21 protein-coding genes are annotated in these 21,749 nt (G+C 63.8%); 17 read left to right on the top strand and 4 right to left on the bottom strand.

What is annotated here, in order from left to right:
• Positions 1-59: 59 nt before the first annotated feature.
• From oxc to JQ507_10640, 3 genes are all read left to right on the top strand, one after another.
• Complete coding sequence (oxc, locus tag JQ507_10650; GenBank protein QRI71893.1) at positions 60-1,790, top strand: oxalyl-CoA decarboxylase; 1,731 nt, start codon at positions 60-62, stop codon at positions 1,788-1,790.
• 63 nt (positions 1,791-1,853) lie between these two features.
• Complete coding sequence (gene frc / locus JQ507_10645) at positions 1,854-3,131, top strand: formyl-CoA transferase (protein QRI71892.1); 1,278 nt, start codon at positions 1,854-1,856, stop codon at positions 3,129-3,131.
• 234 nt (positions 3,132-3,365) lie between these two features.
• Entirely contained in the window at positions 3,366-4,349 is a 984-nt protein-coding gene (locus JQ507_10640; GenBank protein QRI71891.1) for a cysteine synthase A, read from the top strand.
• Between the two features lie 33 nt (positions 4,350-4,382).
• On the opposite strand, the gene JQ507_10635 is transcribed toward JQ507_10640, so the two are convergent.
• Both JQ507_10635 and JQ507_10630 read right to left on the bottom strand, forming a co-directional pair.
• Complete coding sequence (locus JQ507_10635; GenBank protein ID QRI71890.1) at positions 4,383-4,631, bottom strand: helix-turn-helix transcriptional regulator; 249 nt, start codon at positions 4,629-4,631, stop codon at positions 4,383-4,385.
• A gap of 4 nt (positions 4,632-4,635) precedes the next feature.
• Positions 4,636-5,193: a DUF2975 domain-containing protein gene (locus JQ507_10630; protein QRI71889.1), complete on the bottom strand. Its 558-nt coding sequence runs from the start codon at positions 5,191-5,193 to the stop codon at positions 4,636-4,638.
• A gap of 134 nt (positions 5,194-5,327) precedes the next feature.
• Between JQ507_10630 and JQ507_10625 the strand changes: the two genes are divergently transcribed.
• The 9 genes from JQ507_10625 to JQ507_10585 all read left to right on the top strand — a co-directional run bounded on the left by JQ507_10625 (position 5,328) and on the right by JQ507_10585 (position 13,461).
• On the top strand, positions 5,328-5,834 hold the full coding sequence (locus tag JQ507_10625) for a DUF2147 domain-containing protein (GenBank protein ID QRI71888.1): 507 nt from the start codon (positions 5,328-5,330) through the stop codon (positions 5,832-5,834).
• 271 nt (positions 5,835-6,105) lie between these two features.
• Positions 6,106-6,258 (top strand): hypothetical protein, encoded by a 153-nt coding sequence (locus JQ507_10620; GenBank protein QRI71887.1) that lies wholly within the window; start codon positions 6,106-6,108, stop codon positions 6,256-6,258.
• Between the two features lie 77 nt (positions 6,259-6,335).
• The gene (locus JQ507_10615; protein QRI71886.1) at positions 6,336-6,491 is read left to right on the top strand and encodes a hypothetical protein; all 156 of its coding nucleotides are present in this window, start codon (positions 6,336-6,338) and stop codon (positions 6,489-6,491) included.
• 23 nt (positions 6,492-6,514) lie between these two features.
• A complete protein-coding gene (oxlT, locus tag JQ507_10610) occupies positions 6,515-7,810 on the top strand; it encodes an oxalate/formate MFS antiporter (GenBank protein QRI71885.1) in 1,296 nt (431 codons plus the stop codon).
• A gap of 247 nt (positions 7,811-8,057) precedes the next feature.
• Positions 8,058-9,374 carry an oxalate/formate MFS antiporter gene (gene oxlT / locus JQ507_10605; GenBank protein ID QRI71884.1) on the top strand — a complete coding sequence of 439 codons (1,317 nt, stop codon included), beginning with the start codon at positions 8,058-8,060 and terminating at the stop codon, positions 9,372-9,374.
• A gap of 299 nt (positions 9,375-9,673) precedes the next feature.
• Positions 9,674-10,108, top strand: a complete 435-nt coding sequence (locus JQ507_10600; GenBank protein ID QRI71883.1) for a CBS domain-containing protein — start codon at positions 9,674-9,676, stop codon at positions 10,106-10,108.
• Positions 10,109-10,343: 235 nt separating this feature from the next.
• Complete coding sequence (locus JQ507_10595; protein QRI71882.1) at positions 10,344-11,339, top strand: nitronate monooxygenase; 996 nt, start codon at positions 10,344-10,346, stop codon at positions 11,337-11,339.
• A gap of 96 nt (positions 11,340-11,435) precedes the next feature.
• Positions 11,436-12,428, top strand: a complete 993-nt coding sequence (locus tag JQ507_10590; GenBank protein QRI71881.1) for a dienelactone hydrolase family protein — start codon at positions 11,436-11,438, stop codon at positions 12,426-12,428.
• Positions 12,429-12,492: 64 nt separating this feature from the next.
• A complete protein-coding gene (locus JQ507_10585; GenBank protein QRI71880.1) occupies positions 12,493-13,461 on the top strand; it encodes a zinc-binding dehydrogenase in 969 nt (322 codons plus the stop codon).
• A gap of 87 nt (positions 13,462-13,548) precedes the next feature.
• On the opposite strand, the gene JQ507_10580 is transcribed toward JQ507_10585, so the two are convergent.
• Entirely contained in the window at positions 13,549-14,043 is a 495-nt protein-coding gene (locus tag JQ507_10580) for a hypothetical protein (protein QRI71879.1), read from the bottom strand.
• A 397-nt stretch (positions 14,044-14,440) separates the two neighbouring features.
• On the opposite strand from JQ507_10580, the gene JQ507_10575 reads away from it, so the two are divergent.
• A complete protein-coding gene (locus JQ507_10575; GenBank protein ID QRI71878.1) occupies positions 14,441-15,259 on the top strand; it encodes a L,D-transpeptidase in 819 nt (272 codons plus the stop codon).
• 89 nt (positions 15,260-15,348) lie between these two features.
• Here the strand turns inward: JQ507_10575 and JQ507_10570 are convergent, their stop codons facing one another.
• Positions 15,349-15,927, bottom strand: coding sequence for a hypothetical protein (locus JQ507_10570; protein QRI71877.1), 579 nt, complete (start codon positions 15,925-15,927; stop codon positions 15,349-15,351).
• Between the two features lie 794 nt (positions 15,928-16,721).
• On the opposite strand from JQ507_10570, the gene JQ507_10565 reads away from it, so the two are divergent.
• The 4 genes from JQ507_10565 (at position 16,722) to JQ507_10550 (ending at position 21,742) form a co-directional block, all read left to right on the top strand.
• Positions 16,722-18,110 (top strand): cation-efflux pump, encoded by a 1,389-nt coding sequence (locus JQ507_10565; protein ID QRI71876.1) that lies wholly within the window; start codon positions 16,722-16,724, stop codon positions 18,108-18,110.
• A 192-nt stretch (positions 18,111-18,302) separates the two neighbouring features.
• The gene (locus JQ507_10560; protein QRI71875.1) at positions 18,303-20,624 is read left to right on the top strand and encodes a PAS-domain containing protein; all 2,322 of its coding nucleotides are present in this window, start codon (positions 18,303-18,305) and stop codon (positions 20,622-20,624) included.
• A gap of 44 nt (positions 20,625-20,668) precedes the next feature.
• On the top strand, positions 20,669-21,223 hold the full coding sequence (folB, locus tag JQ507_10555; GenBank protein ID QRI71874.1) for a dihydroneopterin aldolase: 555 nt from the start codon (positions 20,669-20,671) through the stop codon (positions 21,221-21,223).
• A 12-nt stretch (positions 21,224-21,235) separates the two neighbouring features.
• Positions 21,236-21,742: a GNAT family N-acetyltransferase gene (locus JQ507_10550; GenBank protein QRI71873.1), complete on the top strand. Its 507-nt coding sequence runs from the start codon at positions 21,236-21,238 to the stop codon at positions 21,740-21,742.
• Positions 21,743-21,749: the final 7 nt, after the last annotated feature.

Below are 21,749 nucleotides of genomic sequence, written 5' to 3'. Positions count from 1 at the left end.
CCCGCTTCAGACGACGATCAGATCGTCCGAACCAAAGAACGATCAGGGAGACGATGCCGATGCTGAATACCGCTACAAAGTCCGAGGCACCGGGCACCGAGCAAGAGCTGACCGATGGCTTTCACCTCGTCATCGATGCGCTCAAGCTCAACGGCATCGACACCGTCTATGGTGTGCCGGGTATCCCGATCACGGACCTGGGCCGCATGGCCCAGGCGGCGGGCATTCGCGTGCTGTCGTTCCGCCACGAGCAGAACGCCGGCTATGCGGCCTCGATCGCCGGCTTCCTGACCAAGCGTCCCGGCGTCTGCCTGACGGTGTCGGCGCCCGGCTTCCTCAACGGCCTCACCGCACTGGCGCACGCCACCACCAACTGCTTCCCGATGATCCTGATCTCGGGTTCGTCCGAGCGCGAGATCGTCGATTTGCAGCAGGGCGACTATGAGGAGATGGACCAGCTCGCGATCGCCAAGCCGCTGTGCAAGGCGGCGTTCCGCGTGCTGCACGCCCAGGACATCGGCATCGGCCTCGCGCGCGCGATCCGCGCCGCGGTGTCGGGCCGTCCGGGCGGCGTCTATCTCGACCTGCCGGCAAAACTGTTCGGCCAGGTCATGAACGCCGATGCCGGCCAGAAGTCGCTGGTCAAGGTGATCGACGCAGCGCCCGAGCAGATCCCCTCCCCGTCTTCGGTGAAGCGCGCGCTCGACGTCCTGAAGAGCGCGAAGCGTCCGCTGATCATCCTCGGCAAGGGCGCCGCCTATGCGCAGGCCGACGAGGCGATCAAGAATTTCGTCGAGAAGAGCGGCGTGCCGTTCCTGCCGATGAGCATGGCGAAGGGCCTGTTGCCCGATCTGCATCCGCAATGCGCGGGTGCGGCACGCTCCACCGTGCTGAAGGAAGCCGACGTCGTGATGCTGATCGGCGCCCGCCTCAACTGGCTGCTCTCGCACGGCAAGGGCAAGACCTGGGGCGAAGCTCCGAAGAAGTTCATCCAGATCGACATCGAGCCGAAGGAAATGGATTCCAACGTCGAGATCGTCGCCCCCGTGGTCGGCGATATCGGCTCCTGCGTCTCCGCGTTCCTCGATGCGATGGGCGCGAACTGGACTGCGGCACCCAACGACTGGCTCGCGACCGTCGCGAAGAAGCGCGACGACAACGTCGCCAAGATGGCGCCGAAGCTGATGAGCAACGCCTCGCCGATGGATTATCACGGTGCGCTCGGCGCGCTCCGCGCCATCATCGCGGAACGCCCCGACACCATCTTCGTCAACGAGGGCGCCAACACGCTCGACCTCGCCCGCGGCGTCGTCGACATGCACAAGCCGCGCAAGCGGCTCGACGTCGGCACCTGGGGCGTGATGGGCATCGGCATGGGCTATTCGATCGCTGCCGCGGTCGAGACCGGCCTGCCGGTGCTCGCGGTCGAAGGCGACAGCGCGTTCGGCTTCTCGGGCATGGAGGTCGAGACCATCTGCCGCTACAAGCTGCCGATCTGCGTCGTGATCTTCAACAATGACGGCATCTATCGCGGCACCGACGTCAACAGCGCCGGCGACGATCCGGCGACCACCGTGTTCGTCAAGGGCTCGCGCTACGACAAGATGATGGAGGCCTTCGGCGGCGTCGGCGTCAACGCCACCTCGCCCGACGAGCTGAAGCGTGCGGTCAATGCGGCGCTGGATAGCGGCAAGCCGACCCTGATCAACGCGGTGATCGATCCGGCGGCGGGCTCGGAGAGCGGCCGCATCGGCAACCTCAATCCGCAGAGCGTTTTGAAGAAGAAGTAACCCCTCAAACCCACTTCACTCCCTGCGGGTGCAGGGGCAGACCAGAGTACGGAGCAAAACATTATGACCAAGGCGCTCAAGGGCGTTCGCATTCTCGATTTCACCCACGTCCAGTCGGGCCCGACCTGCACGCAATTGCTGGCCTGGTTCGGCGCCGACGTGATCAAGGTCGAGCGCCCCGGCGTCGGCGACATCACGCGCGGCCAGCTGCAGGACATTCCGAACGTGGACAGCCTGTATTTCACCATGCTGAACCACAACAAGCGCTCGATCACGCTCGACACCAAGAACCCGAAGGGCAAGGAAGTCTTGACCGCGCTGATCAAGCAGTGCGACGTGCTGGTCGAGAATTTCGGGCCCGGCGTGCTCGATCGCATGGGCTTTCCCTGGGAGAAGATCCACGCCATCAACCCGAAGATGATCGTCGCCTCGATCAAGGGTTTCGGCCCCGGCCCGTATGAAGACTGCAAGGTCTACGAGAACGTCGCGCAGTGCACCGGCGGCGCCGCCTCGACCACCGGCTTCCGCGACGGCCTGCCGCTCGTCACCGGCGCGCAGATCGGCGACTCGGGCACCGGCCTCCACCTCGCGCTCGGCATCGTCACCGCGCTCTATCATCGCACCCATTCCGGCAAGGGCCAGCGCGTCACCGCGGCGATGCAGGACGGCGTGCTGAACCTGTCGCGCGTCAAGCTGCGCGACCAGCAGCGCCTCGCCCACGGCCCGCTCAAGGAATACAGCCAGTTCGGCGAAGGCATCCCGTTCGGCGATGCCGTGCCGCGCGCCGGGAACGATTCCGGCGGCGGCCAGCCCGGCCGCATCCTGAAGTGCAAGGGCTGGGAGACCGACCCGAACGCCTACATCTACTTCATCACCCAGGCCCCGGTCTGGGAGAAGATCTGCGACGTGATCGGCGAGCCCTCCTGGAAGACCGATCCGAACTACGCCAAGCCGCCGGCCCGCCTGCCGCGCCTCAACGAGATCTTCGCCCGCATCGAACAGTGGACGATGACGAAGACAAAATTCGAGGCGATGGAGATCCTCAACAAGGACGACATCCCCTGCGGCCCGATCCTGTCGATGAAGGAACTCGCCGAGGACCAGTCGCTGCGCGCGACCGGCACCGTGGTCGAAGTCGATCACCCGACCCGCGGGAAGTATCTCTCGGTCGGCAACCCGATCAAGCTGTCGGATTCGCCGAGCGAAGTCGCCCGCTCGCCGCTGCTCGGTGAGCACACCGACGAGATCCTGCGCGAGGTGCTCGGCTTCTCCGATCATCAGGTCGCGGAGATCCACGATTCCGGCGCGCTCGATCCGCCGAGGAAGCAGGCGGCGGAGTAAGGGCTGCGCGCAATCAAGACCACGAATGGCCGCGGGCAACCGCGGCCATTTTTGTTGCAGGGAGGAAACGCAGCGGCACGCTCTGCACGGATTGCCTTTCGACCGCTCAAGAGAACGAAACCACCGCTGTTGCACCACAAACGATACAAATGCCTCCCAATTCGCGGCAAGAACAGCACCAACATGCTGAGGAGCGCCGCCTAAGATAGCCGAGCAAACGAGGGGTGGGGCACCATGACTATTCGCGCGGGTCTGTTGGATGCGATTGGCGACACGCCCTTGATCAAGCTCCGCGGGCCATCGGAAGCCACCGGTTGCGACATCTACGGCAAGGCGGAATTCCTCAATCCTGGCGGCTCGATCAAGGATCGGGCAGCCCTCGCGATCATCAACGACGCCGAGCAGCGCGGCCTGCTCGAGCCGGGCGGCACCATCGTCGAAGGCACGGCCGGCAATGTCGGCATCGGCATTGCGCTCGTGGCCAATGCACGCGGCTATCGTTCCGTGATCGTGATGCCCGACACCCAAAGTCAGGAGAAGCAGGACCTGCTGCGGCTCTACGGCACCGATCTGCGCCTGATACCCGCCGTTCCCTATTCCGATCCGAGCCACTATGCGCGTTATTCCGCGCACCTCGCCGCGGAACTCGGCGCATTCTGGGCGAACCAATTCGACAACGTCGCCAACAGCGACGGCCACTATCGCACAACCGGCCGCGAGATCTGGCAGCAGACCGACGGAAGGATCGACGGCTTCACCTGCGCCGTCGGCAGCGGCGGCACCCTGGGCGGCGTGGCGCGCGCCCTCAAGGAACGCAATCCGAACGTCAAAATTGCGCTCAGCGATCCGATGGGCGCCGCCCTCTACAACTGGTTCACCAAGGGCAAACTGACGACGGAAGGCGACTCGATCACGGAGGGCATCGGTCAGGTCCGCGTGACGAAGAACCTCGAAGGCGCGCCGATCGACATCGCCTACCAAATCACGGATGAGGAGGCGCTCCCTGTCCTGTTCGACCTGATCGAACATGAGGGATTGGTGCTGGGCGGCTCGAGTGCGATCAACATCGTCGGAGCGATGCGGCTTGCGCGCGACCTCGGCCCCGGCAAGACCATTGTCACCATCCTCGCCGACGGCGGCCAACGCTACCAGTCCAAGCTCTTCAATCCGGATTTCCTGCGCAAGAAGAATCTGCCGCTGCCGCGCTGGATGAGTTGAGAGGCCGTCGGCGCGCGGGAATCGCGCCTCCAATCAACCGCCCTCACCGCTCTGGCTGTCCCCGCCCTCATCACCCGGCACATATTCCAAAATATCCCCCGGCCGGCAGTCCAGCTCGCGGCAGATTGCCGACAGTGTCGAGAAACGCATCGCCTTGGCCTTGCCGGTTTTCAGGATCGACAGGTTCTGGATCGAGATGCCGATCGCGTCGGCAAGGTCTCCGAGGCGGCGCTTGCGCTTTGCGAGCATGACGTCGAGGTTCACCACGATGGGCACCGGCATCACCTCAGATCGTCAGGTCGTTTTCGGACTGCAACAGGATGGCGTGCTCGATCACGAATTTCAGCGCCATCAGGAAGACGCCGCCGGCGACGGTGCTGACGTCGACGCCGTAGCTCGGCAGGAAGAACTTGATGTCGCCGAGCTGGTACAGGGCATAGCTCACCGCAATGGTCGTGATCGTATCCACAAACGGCCAGACCACCAGGAAGATCCCCATCCACCAGACACCTTGCAGCGTTTCGGACACGAAGATCCGCCCATTGGCGAATCGGTTGACCATGCGATGAAGGATGCCGATCAGCACCGCGTAAAACGATACCCCAAGCGCGAACAGCGACCAGAACAGCACCTGGCCCTTCGCCGACATGGCGAGCGGGTTGGCGACGATGGCGGCGCATTTCGCCTGCTCGCCGGTGAGGCTCTCGGCGATCGTGGCCGAGGCGGTGATGGTGCGCTGATAGGCCAGCCACAGCACCACCGGCAGCGCGGCCCAGATCACCCAGAACGCCCGATCGAGCCTTCGAAACCAAAGCTGGCGCTGCTCACGCACCGATATCCCCATCGCACCCACCCGAAAAAAATTTTGCCAAACAGGCCATTACGGCTGGGATGCATCATGCCTTGGTAATGTTGTTGACTCAACCTAAAACGTGATTTATTTCATGTTTATCATGAAATTTTTCATGAAGAAGGTGGATGATGATAGTAATTCCAGACCACGACGGCCCGCTTTGGGCCTTAAAGCAGCTGATCCATGCTCACCTTGCCCGCCGCCTGATCGTGGCCGCGTTCCACATCCCGCTGCTCGGCGGCACCGCCGACGCCGCCAAAGCCATCGACAGGGCCAACGATCCGGCAGGCGTCTGGCTGACCCAGTCCGGCGACGCCAGGATCAAGGTCCATCGCTGCGGCGCCGCGCTGTGCGGCCGCGTCGTCTGGCTGAAGGAGCCGACCGACAAGGCCACCGGCAAGCCGCAGCTCGACGACAAGAATGCCGATCCCGCGCAGCGGACCCGGCCGGTGATGGGCATCTCGCTGTTCATCAACATGCAGCCGGCAGGCCCGAACAAATGGGCGGGCCGGATCTACAACGCCGACGACGGCAAGACCTATGAGAGCTCGGTGACGCTGGTGTCGTCGGGCACGCTGAACGTCCGCGGCTGCATGGGATCGCTGTGCGCGGGCGAAGACTGGACGCGGTGAAGGGATCTGGCCCCGACCCTTCCACCGGCCAAGAAGAAACGCAAACCCAGTCACTCAAGGCCGCCCATTTGGGCGGCCTTTCTTTCTGACGGCAGTCCCCGGGTTGGGGGCCTCCGATCAATCTGGGATGCCAATCGGCCCATTTTGCTGCAATGCACAGTACCGCATGCTGCTATGCAAACAAGCTCGTTGCATGTGGCATCTGGTATACATAATTTGGCTGCAGACGATAAGGCGGCTTGTTGCCGGCCTCCAGCCAAAGGGGACGTCAATGTCCAAGACCACTGCCATCAAGACCACTGCCATCGCGCTCGCGCCCTCTTCCTCCTTGTTCGGCCGTCTGCTTGCCACGATCGACCGCCTGCTGATGAAGAGCGCGGAGATCTCCAACCGCAACGGCGACCTGCCGCGCTTCGGCCTCTGACACACGGGGATTCCCGTCGCACTCAAGCGCGCGCGCGTTTCGCTGCAAGATGCGACCTGACATTGAACCTTCGACCAATGGCCCCGATTTCCGGGGCCATTTTTTTGCGCGCCGAACTAGTGTTCGCGCAGCTGCTGAGTCTTCTGCGGCATATGCGCACGCTGCCCCTGCGCCAGCTTGAACCTTGGCATATCGAATACCAAGATGATCGCGCCGCGCCACAAGCAGAATGACAAAGCGCGCACTGGGAGGATGAATGTCGGACATGGTTCAGGCAACGGCGGCCCCCGCGGCCGCGCGCGTCAGCGACGCCTATCGCTGGACGCAACTCGCGATCGGCGTCGCCGCGATGGTGATGATCGCAAACTATCAATACGGGTGGACGTTCTTCGTCCCCGACATCCAGAAGACGTTTGGATGGGATCGTGCATCGATCCAGTGGGCCTTCACACTCTTTGTGCTGTTCGAGACCTGGCTGGTGCCGGTCGAGGGCTGGTTCGTCGATAAATACGGTCCGCGCCTCGTCGTGCTGATCGGCGGCATTCTCTGCGCGATCGGTTGGGCGATCAACGCGCAGGCGACCTCGCTGAACGGCTACTATCTCGGCATGATCATCGCCGGCATCGGCGCCGGCGGCGTCTACGGCACCTGCGTCGGCAATGCGCTGAAATGGTTTCCCGACAAGCGCGGGCTGGCGGCAGGCATCACCGCGGCCGGCTTCGGCGCGGGCTCCGCGCTCACGGTGGCGCCGATCCAGGCGATGATCAAGGACTCCGGCTTCCAGACCACTTTCCTCTATTTCGGTCTCGGCCAGGGCATCATCATCGTGCTGCTCGCCTTCTTCCTGCTCGCGCCGAAGGCCGGGCAAGTGCCGCAGGTGGTGCAGAACGCCAAGCTGATCCAGACTAGGCGCAACTATCAGCCGACCGAAGTGCTGCGGCAGCCGATCTTCTGGCTGATGTACTTCATGTTCGTGATCGTCGGCGCCGGCGGCTTGATGGTGACGGCGAACCTGAAGCCGATCGCGGTCGACTGGAAGGTCGACAGCGTTCCGGTGACGCTGATCGGCATGACCATGACGGCGGTGACCTTCGCCGCGACCATCGACCGCGTGCTCAACGGCCTGACCCGTCCGTTCTTCGGCTGGATCTCCGACATGATCGGCCGCGAAAACACGATGTTCATCGCGTTCGGCATGGAAGGCTTTGGCATCTGGATGCTCTATCTCTGGGGTCACGATCCCATCTGGTTCGTGCTGCTCTCGGGCTTCGTGTTCTTTGCCTGGGGCGAGATCTACTCGCTGTTCCCCTCGACCTGCACCGACACGTTCGGCGCCAAGTTCGCCACCACCAATGCGGGCCTGCTCTACACCGCGAAAGGCACCGCGGCGCTCTTGGTGCCGATCGCCAACTACATGCAGCAGACGTCGGGCCATTGGGACAATGTGTTCGTCATCGCCGCGGGCGCCAACATCCTCGCCTCGCTGCTAGCAATCGCGGTGCTCAAACCGTGGCGGAAAATCGTGGTCGAGAAATCGGCGGCGATGGCTTAGTGCAACGCGCGACGCTGCTGCTGACGAAAGCGCCCGGCTGAACGCCGGGCGTCGTCATTTTCGGCGTCCGGCAGGAGTTCGAATGGGAGCGAACCGGCGCGTCGTATGCCAGTTTTGCTGCGACGCAGCAGAACGACAGGCTTGCTTTCTGGAATATAGTATACCAACATCCGCCGAGCTTGCGACGATACGCCACAACAATTGCGACACTGGGTCACAAGAACACCAGCGCGCTCGGGAGGATTTGATGGTTTCCAGCAATGCCGCCGCAACACAAGCACAAGCTTCATCGAGTGGTTTCCGCTGGCTGCAGCTCATGATGGGCATCGTGTGCATGGCGATGATCGCCAACCTGCAATACGGCTGGACGCTGTTCGTCGACCCGATCAACGGCGCGCATCACTGGGGCCGCGCCGCCATCCAGTTCGCCTTCACGATCTTCGTGGTGACGGAGACCTGGCTGGTGCCGGTCGAGGCCTGGTTCGTCGACAAATACGGTCCGCGGCTCGTCATCATGTTCGGCGGCATCATGATCGCGCTCGCCTGGGTGCTGAACTCCTATGCGGACTCGCTCACTTTGCTCTACACCGCCGCCGTGATCGGCGGCATCGGCGCGGGCGCGGTGTACGGCACCTGCGTCGGCAACGCGCTGAAGTGGTTTCCCGATCGGCGCGGCCTTGCCGCCGGCGCAACCGCGGCCGGCTTCGGCGCCGGCGCCGCGCTGACCGTGGTGCCGATCGCCAACATGATCGCCGCGAGCGGCTATCAGGCCGCCTTCTTCGATTTCGGCATCGGACAGGGCTTGATCGTCTTCGTCCTCGCCTTCTTCATCCAGCCGCCCACCGTCGCGATCCCGCCGAAGAAGAAGCAGCTCAACCTGCCGCAGACCAAGGTCGATTTCACGCCGCCGCAGGTGCTGCGCAGCCCGATCTTCTGGGTCATGTATCTGGTGTTCGTGATGGTCGCCTCCGGCGGCTTGATGGCGGCGGCGCAGATCGCACCGATCGCGCACGACTACAAGATCGCCACAACGCCGGTCTCGCTCGCCGGCTTCCAGATGGCGGCGCTGACGTTTGCGATTTCACTCGACCGCATCTTCGACGGTTTCGGACGGCCGTTCTTCGGCTGGGTCTCCGACAATATCGGCCGTGAGCACACCATGTTCATCGCGTTCGGCACCGGCGCGCTGATGCTGCTGACGCTGTCGACCTGGGGCCACAACCCGCTGGTGTTCGTGCTGGCGACCGCGGTCTATTTCGGCGTGTTCGGCGAGATCTACTCGCTGTTCCCGGCGACCTGCGGCGACACCTTCGGCGCGAAATTCGCGACCACCAACAACGGCATGCTCTACACCGCGAAGGGCACCGCGGCGCTCTTGGTGCCGGCCGCCAGCATCGTTGCGGCCAACTATGGCTGGCAGGCGGTGTTCGTGATCGCGGTTGCGCTCAACGCCACCGCGGCGCTGATGGCGCTGCTCGTGATCAAGCCGATGCGCCGTACGTTCATCAACGGCAATGAGGCCGCCGCAGCAACCGAGACTGCGCCGGGCGCCAAAACGGCGTGACGGAGACGGCGTGATCGTGACGGTCTGACCGAGACCGCCCGGTTTGTGATGTCCCGTCGAACTGATCGAGGCGCACTTCGGTGCGCCTCTTTCTTTTGGCGCATACAGAGATACCAGATACCATGGAGCCTAGAACTGCCGATCGGCTGAGGAGCTCACGACCGCTCACAATTGTTCGAAACGTCAGCAAACCTGCCTATTTAAGCTGTTCCCTGGTGATAGATTCCGCCAACACCTCGGTTGACAATTGGTATTTTGTATACCAGAATTCTGTCCTCGATGACCCAAAGGAGGTTGCCATGCAAGTCGGAGATATCCTGCGCAAGAAGACCCCTCGCGTAGCGACGGTTCGCATGAACGAAACCGTGGCGATCGCCGCGCAGCTGATGCGCGCCAGCAATATCAGCGCGCTTGTGGTCAAGGATGTCGTTCGCACTGAAGGCAACACCGCGGTCGGCATGTTCACCGAGCGCGACGTGGTGCGCGCGATCGCCGAGCACGGCGCGGCCGGTGCCGGCATGAAGGTCTCGCAACTGGTCTCGGTACAGCAGCTCGTCTCATGCACATCGAGCGACACGCTCGAGCACATCCGTCATCTGATGACCAAGCACCACATTCGCCACGTGCCTGTGATCGACAATTACAGCCTGATCGGCGTCGTCAGCATGCGCGACATCGCGGCCGCGTTCGACGAGGAGACCGCCGCGTCGAAGAAGGACGCCGTGCCGGCGTAACAATTACTCCAGCGTCATTGGCCAGGCGCTGCGTGTGATCACCGGCGCCTGAGTAGCCAACGAAAATTGTGCCCGCCCTCGCCTGACCCCAGCACCCCGTCATTTCCGCATGGGCGCGTCGCAGGTCACCGGTAGACATTTGCCGGACAGGACTGCATCCTTCCCTCGACATCCAAAAACAACACCGTGCGCGGCCGTCCGCGTCGCGGAATATTCCGATGGAAACGAGGGCAGAATGATCAAGACACGCTTCACCGAGATGTTCGGCGTCGACCACCCGATCGTGCAGGGCGGCATGCAATGGGTCGGCCGCGCCGAGCTGGTTGCCGCCGTTGCCAATGCCGGCGCGCTCGGCATGATCACCGCGCTGACGCAGCCGACGCCGGACGATCTGCGCAAGGAGATCGCGCGTTGCCGCGAGCTGACCGACAAGCCGTTCGGCGTCAACCTCACCATCCTGCCCGCGATCAAGCCGCCGCCTTACGCCGAGTATCGCCAGGCCATCATCGAAAGCGGCATCAAGATCGTCGAGACCGCCGGCAACAAGCCGCAGGAGCATGTCGACGAGTTCAAGAAGCACGGCGTCAAGGTGCTGCATAAATGCACCAGCGTGCGCCACGCGCTGTCCGCCGAGCGGATGGGCGCCGACGCGATCTCGATCGACGGCTTCGAATGCGCCGGCCATCCCGGCGAGGACGACACCCCCGGCCTGATCCTGATTCCGGCCGCCGCCGACAAGGTGAAGATCCCGATGATCGCCTCCGGCGGCTTCGGCGATGCCCGCGGCCTGGTCGCCGCGCTCGCGCTCGGCGCCGAAGGCATCAACATGGGCACGCGCTTCATGTGCACCAAGGAAAGCCCGATCCATCAGCTGGTGAAGGAACGCATCGTCGCCAATGACGAGCGTGAGACCGAGCTGATCTTCCGCACCATGCGCAACACCTCGCGCGTCGCCAAGAACGCGATCTCGACCAAGGTGGTGCAAATGGAGAAGGAGGGCGCCAAGTTCGAGGACGTCCGCGAGCTGGTCGCCGGCGCCCGCGGCAAGATGGTCTACGCGACCGGCGATGCCGACGAGGGCATCTGGTCAGCCGGCCAAGTGCAGGGCCTGATCCACGACATCCCGTCCTGCGCCGAGCTCATCTCGCGCATCGTGCACGAGGCGGAAGCGATCATTCGCGAACGGCTGGAGGCAATGATGTCCGGGGCCAAGCGCCAGGCTGCCGAATAGCGGACACCGGTTCGTGTAAAGACAACGCGTCAAAATAAAAGCTAGAGCTTCGGTTCTGATTCAATCGGAACCAAAACCGCTCCAGCGGGGGTTTGCATGCGTCTGTTTCAGGCGGCCGTTGCGGCCGCGTTTTGCCTCTCGGCCGCGTGCGCCCACGCGGCCGGTCTGCGGCTCATCAAGGTGAAGACGGACGGAGCCGAACCGCTACAGATTGCGGTGTGGTCGCCCTGCGCCGCTCCGGCGGGCGAGGTCAAGCTGGCGACCACGACGCTACCTGGAACAGCGAACTGCCCCGTCGTGGGCGAAAAGCTGCCGCTGGTCCTGACCTCGCATGGTTTCGGCGGCGGCTTCACCGATCAGCATGACACCGCCGAGACGCTCGCCGATGCGGGCTTCGTCGTGGTCGCCGTCAATCATCCCGTCGACACCGGCGCAGGCGACATGAGCCGGGCCAATACGCTTGCCGCGCTCGTCGAGCGTTCCGCCGACATCAAGCGGGCGGTCGACTACATGCTCGACGCATGGCCGGATCGCACCAAGCTCGATCCCGGCAAGATCGGCTTCTTCGGCTTTTCCCGCGGCGGTTACACCGGGCTCATCGTCGCCGGTGCCAATCCGGACATCAGCAAGGCGACGGCCTTCTGCGACGTGCCCTACCCCAAGCCGAGCTGCGAGGAATTGCGACGCAACGCGCTGCCGACGCAGGCGATCGTGCACGACCCGCGCGTCAAGGCGATGGTGATCGCCGATCCGGCATTCGGTCCGCTGTTCGATCGGGACGCCTTGAAGGACGTGACGATCCCGATCCAGCTCTGGGCCTCCGAGCTCAGCGGCGAGGACAAGATCACCGAGATCAATCCCGGCTATGTCGCGGCGATCAACCAGGCACTGCCGATCAAGACGGATGATCACGTGGTCCGCAACGCCGGGCATTTCGTGTTCCTGGCGCCGTGCTCGGCAACTCTGGCGGCCAAGCTGCCTAAGATCTGCACGGACCGGCCGGGCTTCGACCGCGTTGCGTTCCATAGCGAATTGAACGCTGCCATGCTCGCTTTCTTCCGCAAGCAGCTGGACGTTCACCAGCCCTGACATCAATCAACAAGTGCGCGACGTGCCTTGCGACACGCCTCGGCCAACAGCTGGAGAGAACCTCATGAAAGCTTATGTCTACGGAGCCAACGGCCCCGAGATCACCGACGTCGCAAGACCCGTCCCTAAGGGCACGCAGGTGCTGGTCAAGGTCCACGCCTGCGGGCTGAACCGCGCCGATCTCGGCATGACCAAGGGCCACGCCCATGGCGCGGCCGGCGGCGTCGGCACCGTGCTCGGCATGGAATGGGCCGGCGAGGTTGCCGAACTCGGGCCCAATGTTAAGGGCGTCAAGGTCGGCGACAAGATCATGGGCTCCGGCGGCGCGGCATTCGCCGAGTACACGCTCGCCGATCACGGCAGACTGTTTCGTTCACCGTCGAACATGAACTTCGAAGAGGCCGCGACCCTGCCCGTCGCGCTCGCCACCATGCACAACGCCGTCGTGACCAACGGCGCATTGCAGCCTGGCCAGACTGTGCTGATCCAGGGCGCGAGCTCCGGCGTCGGCCTGATGGCGATGCAGATCGCAAAGCTGAAGGGCGCCAGGCTCGTCGTGGGCTCCTCGACCGATGCGATGCGCCGCGGCCGCTTGACGGAATTCGGTGCCGATCTCGCGGTGGATTCCAAAGATCCCGCCTGGGTCGATCAGGTATTGCAGGCGACCGGTGGCGAAGGCGTCGATCTGATCGTCGATCAGGTCTCCGGATCAGTCGCCAACCAGAACCTGAAGGCGACCAAGGTCAAGGGCCGCATCGTCAATGTCGGCCGGCTTGGCGGCACCCATGGCGACTTCAATTTCGACCTGCACGCGGCGCGCCGCATCCAGTATATCGGCGTCACCTTCCGCACCCGCTCGATCGAGGAGATCAGAGAGATCTTCGAGGAGGTGCGCAAGGACATCTGGCCCGCGGTCGAGGCGCGCAAGCTGCAGCTGCCGATCGACCAGGTCTACAAATTCGCCGACATCGGCAAGGCCTTCGAGCACATGGAAGCCAACAAGCACCTCGGCAAGATCGTGGTGACGCTGTAGCGTGGCGTGGAGGGCGGATCAGTCGACGAAGCGCAGTCCGGCGGCGGCTGCAGCCGCCGCTCAGCTCGGCTCGTTCGCGTGCGACGTTCAACCGACCGGTCCGGGAGTCCAATAATCCCCCGCGAGCGGGCTAACTCTTACGTCGCTAATGACCCCGCGTTCCAGACTCGGATCGAAATAGCGCATCGTCCGCTCATTGAGGTCGATGATGCGGCCAGGCCTAAGCGGCCCCACATCATTTATCTTGACGATGACCTTCTTGCCGACAGCCTCGACCAGGGCATATTTCGGCCTCGCGCCGAATTGGACCCCACCAAACTTCCGACGCAGGCTCGTCTTGATGGCAGCCGCCCAGACCGAGCGATCATAGCGCTCGCCGGAGGCTGTGCTCGGACCGCCCTCTTCCTTGCCGGGCTCGAACGGATTGTACATGGATGCTGCGCCGACGATCGCATCTCCACAAGCGGCATCGACGACGACGCTTGAATGAACCGCACCGATTTCACTTCCAGCAGCGCGGCCAAAAATAGCGAGCGCAACTACGGCGCCGCAAATTGCGGCGCTCGAGCCGAACAGCATCATAACTCCTTGACTGATTTTTCTGGATCGTTGGTTCCCGATTCCGCAACACGTGGCCGGGTAAGCGTGGAGGCGTTAACTCGGGGCCAGCTCTTTGCGGCTTCGTGCCAGTTCCGGCGACGGAACCATTGTGGGAACCGCGGCGGTCCCACACAGTGTTTTTGGTTCTCGCCCGGTTAAGACAGAGATTGCGTCAGCAACATGACTGAACGGATCTCCTTCGACAGCGCGTGAAAAGCATATCGGCGTCACTTTCCGCACCAGCTCGATCGAGTCCGTTGAGCGGGTTAGCCTGCTGGCGTTAACGATGCTTAACGACTTCCAGCCGAGGCAAACCCGCTTCGCAGTTTGTTAGAATTTGCTGGGTAACTCGTCCAGGCACAGGGACTTGGGGAAAGATATGGCAAAGCGGGCAAAACGTGCGAAGACGGAGACGCTCGCACTACCGGTGGCCGGACGAGTCGCAATTGGCGTCATGGCCGCCGCCGCATTGGGCTACGCCTTGCTGTCTCGCCCGACGAGCGTTCAACCGACAAAAAGATCGACCGCGCATCAAGCCCTGGCGCTGTCGGCTCCAGCTCCAGCTCGCACACCAACTCCCGTTCACATACCAGTGCCGGTTCCTGTCGCGGCTCCCATCTCGACCCCGGCGCCTCGGGTCGAAACACCAAAATCCGCTGTCGCACCCGCAAGACTTGATCGGCAGGTGGTCGACTATGTCAGTCACCAGACGCCAGGCACCGTCGTCATCGATACCGAGAACACATTCCTCTATCTCGTTCTGAACGACGGGCAAGCATTGCGCTACGGCATCGGTGTCGGCCGCGAAGGCTTCACGTGGTCCGGCGAACAGACCGTGGCCCGCAAGACAGCATGGCCGGATTGGCGTCCGCCTGCGGAGATGATTTCGCGCCAGCCTTATCTGCCGCGGTTCATGGCAGGCGGTCCCGGAAATCCGCTTGGCGCCCGGGCGATGTATCTGGGCGAGACCGAATTTAGAATTCACGGCACCAACAAGCCCGATACGATCGGGAAGCGGGTCTCGTCCGGCTGCATCCGGCTGACCAATGACGACGTCATGGACCTTTACGAGCGGGTGAAGGTCGGAGCGAAAGTGATCGTGCTGCCGGCAACCGCCGCCCGTCGACCATCCCAGGGAGCGCCGCCCGACGCCGCCTTCCAAACACCGGACCAGGCATCGCCGTCACAACGTTCATGATGTCCCTCCCGGTCGCATCACCCGATCGAGGGGCGCTTCACGATCATCACGGGTGCTCCGGTGCGATCCGATGATCGCCGCGTCGACCGCTACCAGTCGTCGTAGAGCCACTCCCTTGGCGGCATGCGAGGCGGCGCCCTTGCGTAGGGCGGCTCATATGTCCGCTGGGGCTTGCGCGGGGCGGGAGCCGGCTGCGCCGGAGGCGCTGACGTCTTCTGCTCGGAAACCTTCGCCAGCGCCCGCTTCAATTCCTCTTGGCTTGCCCTGAGCTCCTCGATGGCCTTTGAGCTCTCGCGGGCCGTTTGTTGCTGCTCCGCCTTGAGCTGGTCGATGTTTCGCTGCACGTTCGCGAGATCGCGCGCGATGGTCTTCAGCAGTTCGGTTTGCTCCGGAGGCGCCGCAGGAGTTTGCGGCGCGGCGTCCTGCGTCGCCTTCGGTGCAGCCTCCGGCGTCGCGGTCGTAGGCGCCGGCGCCGGTTGCGGTGGAGCGGCCTCCGCCGCGGCAACTTGAAGGGCAGATGCAGCGCGCGGCGCGGGAAGCGGCGGATCATCCGGACGCGATGATGGCGCTGAAGCGAGCTGCGGCACCCAGCGGGCGACAACCAGCTTGGCTCTCGCACCATAGGACGACTGCGAGGCGAGGACTGCGACAACGACACACGCCACCATCGACAAGGCGGCAAGGGCCCGGAAAGCCGGCCTTCCCGACGATGATTGCGGGCTGGGTCTGGACGAAGCAACTCCGGACGGAGCAGGTCCGGACGAAGCAGCAGGGCCGACCGAAGGCGGGACAGGTTCGGCCGACGGCGGCGATGGTGCCCGCGGCGGGGGCGCAGCGTCGCGCTCCATCTTGGCGAGCCGCTCACTCAAGCGCGTGAGCTCTTCGTCAGCGCGAGCGATCTCCCTTTGGGCTTCAGCGAGCCGTTCGTCGGCGCTCGCGGCCGGGCCCTCACCCGGCTCAGCCGCATTCGGAGTGGGTGTGGAGTTCATTGGCCTGTCCCTCTTCCGTCCAATGTCATCCGAGACTGCCGCTCGGTACCCGTCAGGGCCCCAGCCTCCCGCTTATTCTTGTCCAAGCAATGGCAAGATAGCGTGCTTGACGTCCTGTGATAAGCGGGATCGCCCTCTTGCGGTGATGAGGATTGTTGCCAATTCGACACGACGGGCAACTCAGAAAAATCCGTCAATCCCTCGCCCCCGCGAACGCGGGCGATGACACCGGAGACAGGTGCGTAATGATGGCGCGCAGTATCGCGCAATGTCGTCCTGGCGAGAGCCAGGACGACGGCGTGATTGGCGCAAACACGTACGGCCGATGAGCTTGCGCAGTGCACGTCTTGAGATTCGGAATAGTTCGCAACAACTCCACGACTAAGAGACGCTCTTGCAAGTGAGTTGCGATTGCGCGTGACGAACGACGACTGACACTTGATGTTCACCGTCCGCCTGCTACACCGCCGCCCATGACCTCTTCGAACACCAGCACATCATCGACCAAGACATCCGTCGCCGCGATCTCGATCCTTGCCAGCGGCAGCATGGCGGTCGCGAAATTCGTCGTCGGCATCGCCATCGGATCGCTGGCGCTGATCTCGGAGGCGCTGCACTCCTCGATCGACCTGGTCGCCACCATCATCACCTGGGCGGTGGTGCGGGTATCGGACCAGCCGGCCGATGCCGAGCATCATTACGGCCACGGCAAGTTCGAGAGCGTCTCGGCGCTCGGCGTCATCGCCATGCTCTACGTGCTAGCCGGCGGCATCCTGGTGCAGGCCTACAGCCATTTGCGCGAAGGCGCGCCGCCGCCGTCGATCTCCGCAATTCCGTTCATCGTTCTCCTCCTCGATATCGGCGTCAATCTGTGGCGTGCCCGCGCGTTGCATCGTGCCGCGCGCGACACCAAGAGCCAGGCGCTTGCCGCCGACGCGCTGCATTTTGCTTCCGACGTGATGGGCTCGACCGCCGTCATCGTCGGCTTGGTGCTGGCCGGCCTCGGCTTCTGGTGGGGCGACGCCGCGGCGGCGATCGCGGTCGCCGTGATGATCGCCCTGCTCGGCCTGCGCATGGCGCGGGAGACGGTCGAGACCCTGCTCGACCGCGCGCCGGAAGGCGCGCAGGACAAGGCCACCGCCGCCATCAAGGCCGTGCCCGGCGTGGTCGACGTCGACCGCCTGCGGGTCCGCATGGTCGGCGCGACGCACTTCATCGATGCCATCGCCAAAGTGCCGCGCACCTACCCGATCGACCGCGTCGAGGACATCAAGCGCCGGGCGCAGGAGGCGGTGAACAAGGCGCTCGGCGACGCCGACCTCACCTTCACCGCGGTGCCGGTGGCGCGCGACAACGAGAGCGTGCGCGAGCGCATCATGGTGATCGCACGCAATTCCGGCCTCGCCATCCACCACGTCACCGTCCATGACATCGACGGCAAGCTGATCGTCGGCATCGACCTTGAGCTCGACAGCGACATGGCACTGGACGCCGCGCACGATATCGCCCATGAGCTCGAGCGCGCGATCCGCGAGGATTTCGGCGAGGACGTCGAGGTCGACACCCATATCGAGCCGCTCCAGCCGGAACTGCCGTGGGGAACCGACGCCGCGGCCGATCGCGTCGAAGCAATCAAGACCGCGCTGGCCGGATTTGCCGATGGCGGCGCGATCCACGACATTCACAACGTGCGGGTCCGCAACACCGACGCCGGCGAGGTCGTCAATTTCCATTGCCGAGCCGCGCCTACGATGAGTGTGATCAAGGTGCACGAAAGCGTCGACGAGATCGAACGCAAACTGCGCCGCGCGTTCCCGACCGTGAAGCGCGTGATCAGTCACGCTGAACCGGCGCGCGCGTAATTCTACGGAGCCGTTCCCCTTTCGGACTCACTTTGCGCCTGCTGATTCTGTTTTGAGCAAGAATTATTTCGCATTAACGAATCGTTGACTCTCGACAGTCCCGGAAATCTGGATTCAAATGATCATGATTCGGATGCATCGTGGGGAGCATCCGATCCGGGTAAAAATCAGCTTAGAGCGGGGGTCTAGGGCATGGCGCGCGCGCATGCAGCGAACGCGTGCGTCCAATCCGATTCGATCAAGGGATTGGCGCAATCGATCGCGAAACCGGCCTATCACAGGCTCTTGACGGCCGAGCCTGCACTGCGCCGCGCTGTCCCGACGCTCATCATCGCCTTCCTCATCACGATCTGCCTCGGCGCCTTCGTCCAGGTGATCGACCAGAACCGGCAGAAGCGCGGCGCGATGAAGCGCGACCTTGCAGCGCTCTCCGACATCCTCGCCGAGCGTCTCGACCGCCTGACCTCGGTGCGCCGCGAGCGGCTCACAAATATCGAGAAGATGCAGGAGCTGTTGCCGGACCTGATCCCGTCCTGGGGCACCGCTTATGGCCGCCACGTCATCATCACCGGCGCCGATCACCGCGTGCTGGCGCGCGTGCCGATCGACGGCGCCGGCGAGAACGATCGCATCCTCGACATCGTCTCCACCGCGCAGCTTCTGATCGCTCCGGGTCAGCAGGGTGCGGTCAGCGACATGACCCTGCCCAACGGCACCGGCGCGCTGGCGATCTCGCAGCTCGTCAAGTCGCTGCCCGGCCAGGTCGTGGTCATCCAGGAGATGAACGAGCCGATCTGGGGCTCGGACGCCGCGCTCTCGGTGACGCTGTCGGCGACCACGAGCTTCGTGGTGCTGATCCTCGGCTTCGCCTTCCACTGGCAATCGACCCGCGCCCGCGAGGGCGACCTGATCAACGATGCCGTGCGCGGCCGGATCGACACCGCGCTCAACCGCGGCCGCTGCGGCTTGTGGGACTGGGACCTGTCGCGCGGCCGGATCTTCTGGTCGCAGTCGATGTTCACCCTGCTCGGCCTCGACAGCCGCAACGACCTCCTCACCTTCGGCGAGGTCAATGCGCTGGTGAATTCCGACGACATCAATTTGTTCGACTTCGCCGACCAGCTGATCTCGGGCAAGATCGATCACATCGACCAGAGTTTTCGCATGCGCCATGTCGGCGGCCACTGGATCTGGCTGCGGGTGCGCTGCGAGCTCAGCCAGGCCGCCGCTGACGGCGGCCTGCACCTGATCGGCATCGCGGTCGACATCACCGAGCAGAAGAGTCTCGCCGAGAAGTCGGTGGAAGCCGACCTCCGGCTGCGCGACGCCATCGAGACCATTCCGGAAGCCTTCGTGCTCTGGGATGCCGATGATCGGCTCGTGCTCTGCAACTCGCACTTCCAGCGGCTGCACAAGCTGCCGGACAGCGCCGTCAGCCCCGGCACCTCCTACGAGACCGTGATCGAGGTCGGCAGCATGCCCGAAGTGCGCACCCGCCTGCACGAAAGCGGCGTGCCGGCGCCGGGCGCCCGGACCTTCGAGGCCCAGCTCGACGACGGCAGCTGGCTGCACATCAGCGAGCGCCGCACCAAAGACGGCGGCTACGTCTCGGTCGGCACCGACATCACCCGCATCAAGGCGCACGAGCAGAAGCTGGTCGACAACGATCTGCGGTTGCGCGCCACCGTGATCGACCTGCAGCGCTCGCAATCCGAGCTGGAGCGGCAGGCCGTCGAGCTCGCCGACCTCGCCGAGAAGTATTCGCAGGAAAAGACCCGCGCCGAGGACGCCAACGCCGCGAAGTCGAAGTTCCTCGCCAATATGAGCCATGAACTGCGCACGCCGCTCAACGCCATCATCGGCTTCTCCGAGATCATGGGCTCCGGCCTGTTCGGCACGCTCGGCTCGGACAAGTATGCGGAGTACTGCCACGACATCCTGACCTCGGGAAAATACCTGCTCGAGGTCATCAACGACATCCTAGACATGTCGAAGATCGAAGCCGGCCGCATGAAGTTCGACATGGAGCCGCTCGACCTCTCCGGCATCCTCGCCGAGTCCTTGCGGGTGGTGTCCGGCCGCGCCGAGCACAAGGGGCTGTCGCTGGAATCGGATATCGAAAACACGATCTCGGTCGTCGCCGACCGCCGCTCGGTCAAGCAGATCATCGTCAACCTGCTCTCCAATGCCGTGAAGTTCACGCCCGACAACGGCCGCGTGCTGGTGCGCGGCCAGATGCTCGAAGACTCGATCGTGCTGCTGATCGCCGACAGCGGCATCGGCATCGCGCCGGACTCGCTGCGGCGGCTCGGCAAGCCGTTCGAGCAGGTCGAGAGCCAGCTCACCAAGAGCTACCAGGGCTCGGGCCTCGGACTTGCGATCGCCCGCTCGCTCACCAATTTGCACGGCGGCTCGATGAAGCTGCGCTCCAAGCTCGGCGTCGGCACCGTGGTCCGCGTCTCGCTCCCCCGCGATCCGCGGACGCTGCAGATGAAGCTGCCGGAAGCGGCGTAACAACGGCTATCGCCAACGCATGGCGGCAGTGCCCTCATTGCCCGTTGCCGGTGCTGGAGAATGCTGCTAACCGTTGCCTCCTCGCGCGACTGGCGACCTTGGATGGAGCACCATCGGGAAGCGCGAAACGACCTGCCGTTCGCCTGGGCAATCGGGATATCCCGATCAAACGCTTCTTGCAGGAGCCGCCCAAGCTGACGTCGATCACGATCACCGGACTCAGGACATATGGTTATCACGGCCTGTTCGAGGAAGAACGGTCGCTCGGCCAGCGATTCACGTTCGATGTCTCGGCGATGCTGCGTGATGTCCGAACCCACCGCAGCGACGATCTGAATTGCTCCGTCAGGTACGACGCCGTTGTCGAGGCCACCGTCGAGATTGCATCATCGGCCAGGTTCCAGACACTCGAAACCCTCGGTGAAGCGATTGCCGAAAGCCTGCTTCAGCGCTTCGCAATGATCGACAGCGTCACGGTCGCGGTCGCGAAGTCCAGCCCGCCAATCGCCCACTCCGTCGATCGGGTCGGAGTCCAGGTCGGCCTCCGGCGCGCCGACCTGATAGCGGAGCTGAACAACACATCGCGCGTCAACGTTTAAGAGGCGGCGTCAATGGAAGATGATTTAGCGCTCGTACCGGACTGCATCATCCGGCCGTTCCGGCCCGGCGACGCGACTGAGGTCCGACGGCTCATTGAAGCCGTCTGGCAGGAACATTTCGGCGATCATCCGGATCCCTTCGCGCGCGAATTCATCCATACACGGCTTGGGGATGTCGACCACGCGGAAACTGCATACGGCGATCGCGCACTGTTTCTGTGCGCGACCGTCGCGGACGAGATTGTCGGCACCGGTGCAATTAGGCGCGTCGACGACCGGGAATGCGAGCTGACCCGCATGTTTCTCACGCCGGCTCACCGCGGGCGCGGCATCGGCCAGGCGATCGCGCAAGGATTGATCCGCTTCGCGCGGACCGCCGGATACCAAAGCATTCGCCTGTCCAGCAACAAGATGCTGGCGGTCTCACATCGTCTCTATGAACGGCTGGGGTTCCGGGCCACCTCGCCATGGGAGCCGGACGGCGAAACGCATTCACTTTACTACCGCCTCGAGATATGAGGTCGAT

The organism is Bradyrhizobium sp. PSBB068 (assembly GCA_016839165.1).
Classification (GTDB): domain Bacteria; phylum Pseudomonadota; class Alphaproteobacteria; order Rhizobiales; family Xanthobacteraceae; genus Bradyrhizobium.
The sequence above is the reverse complement of the archived record's forward strand: the minus strand, read 5'-3'. Positions and strand labels throughout refer to the sequence as shown.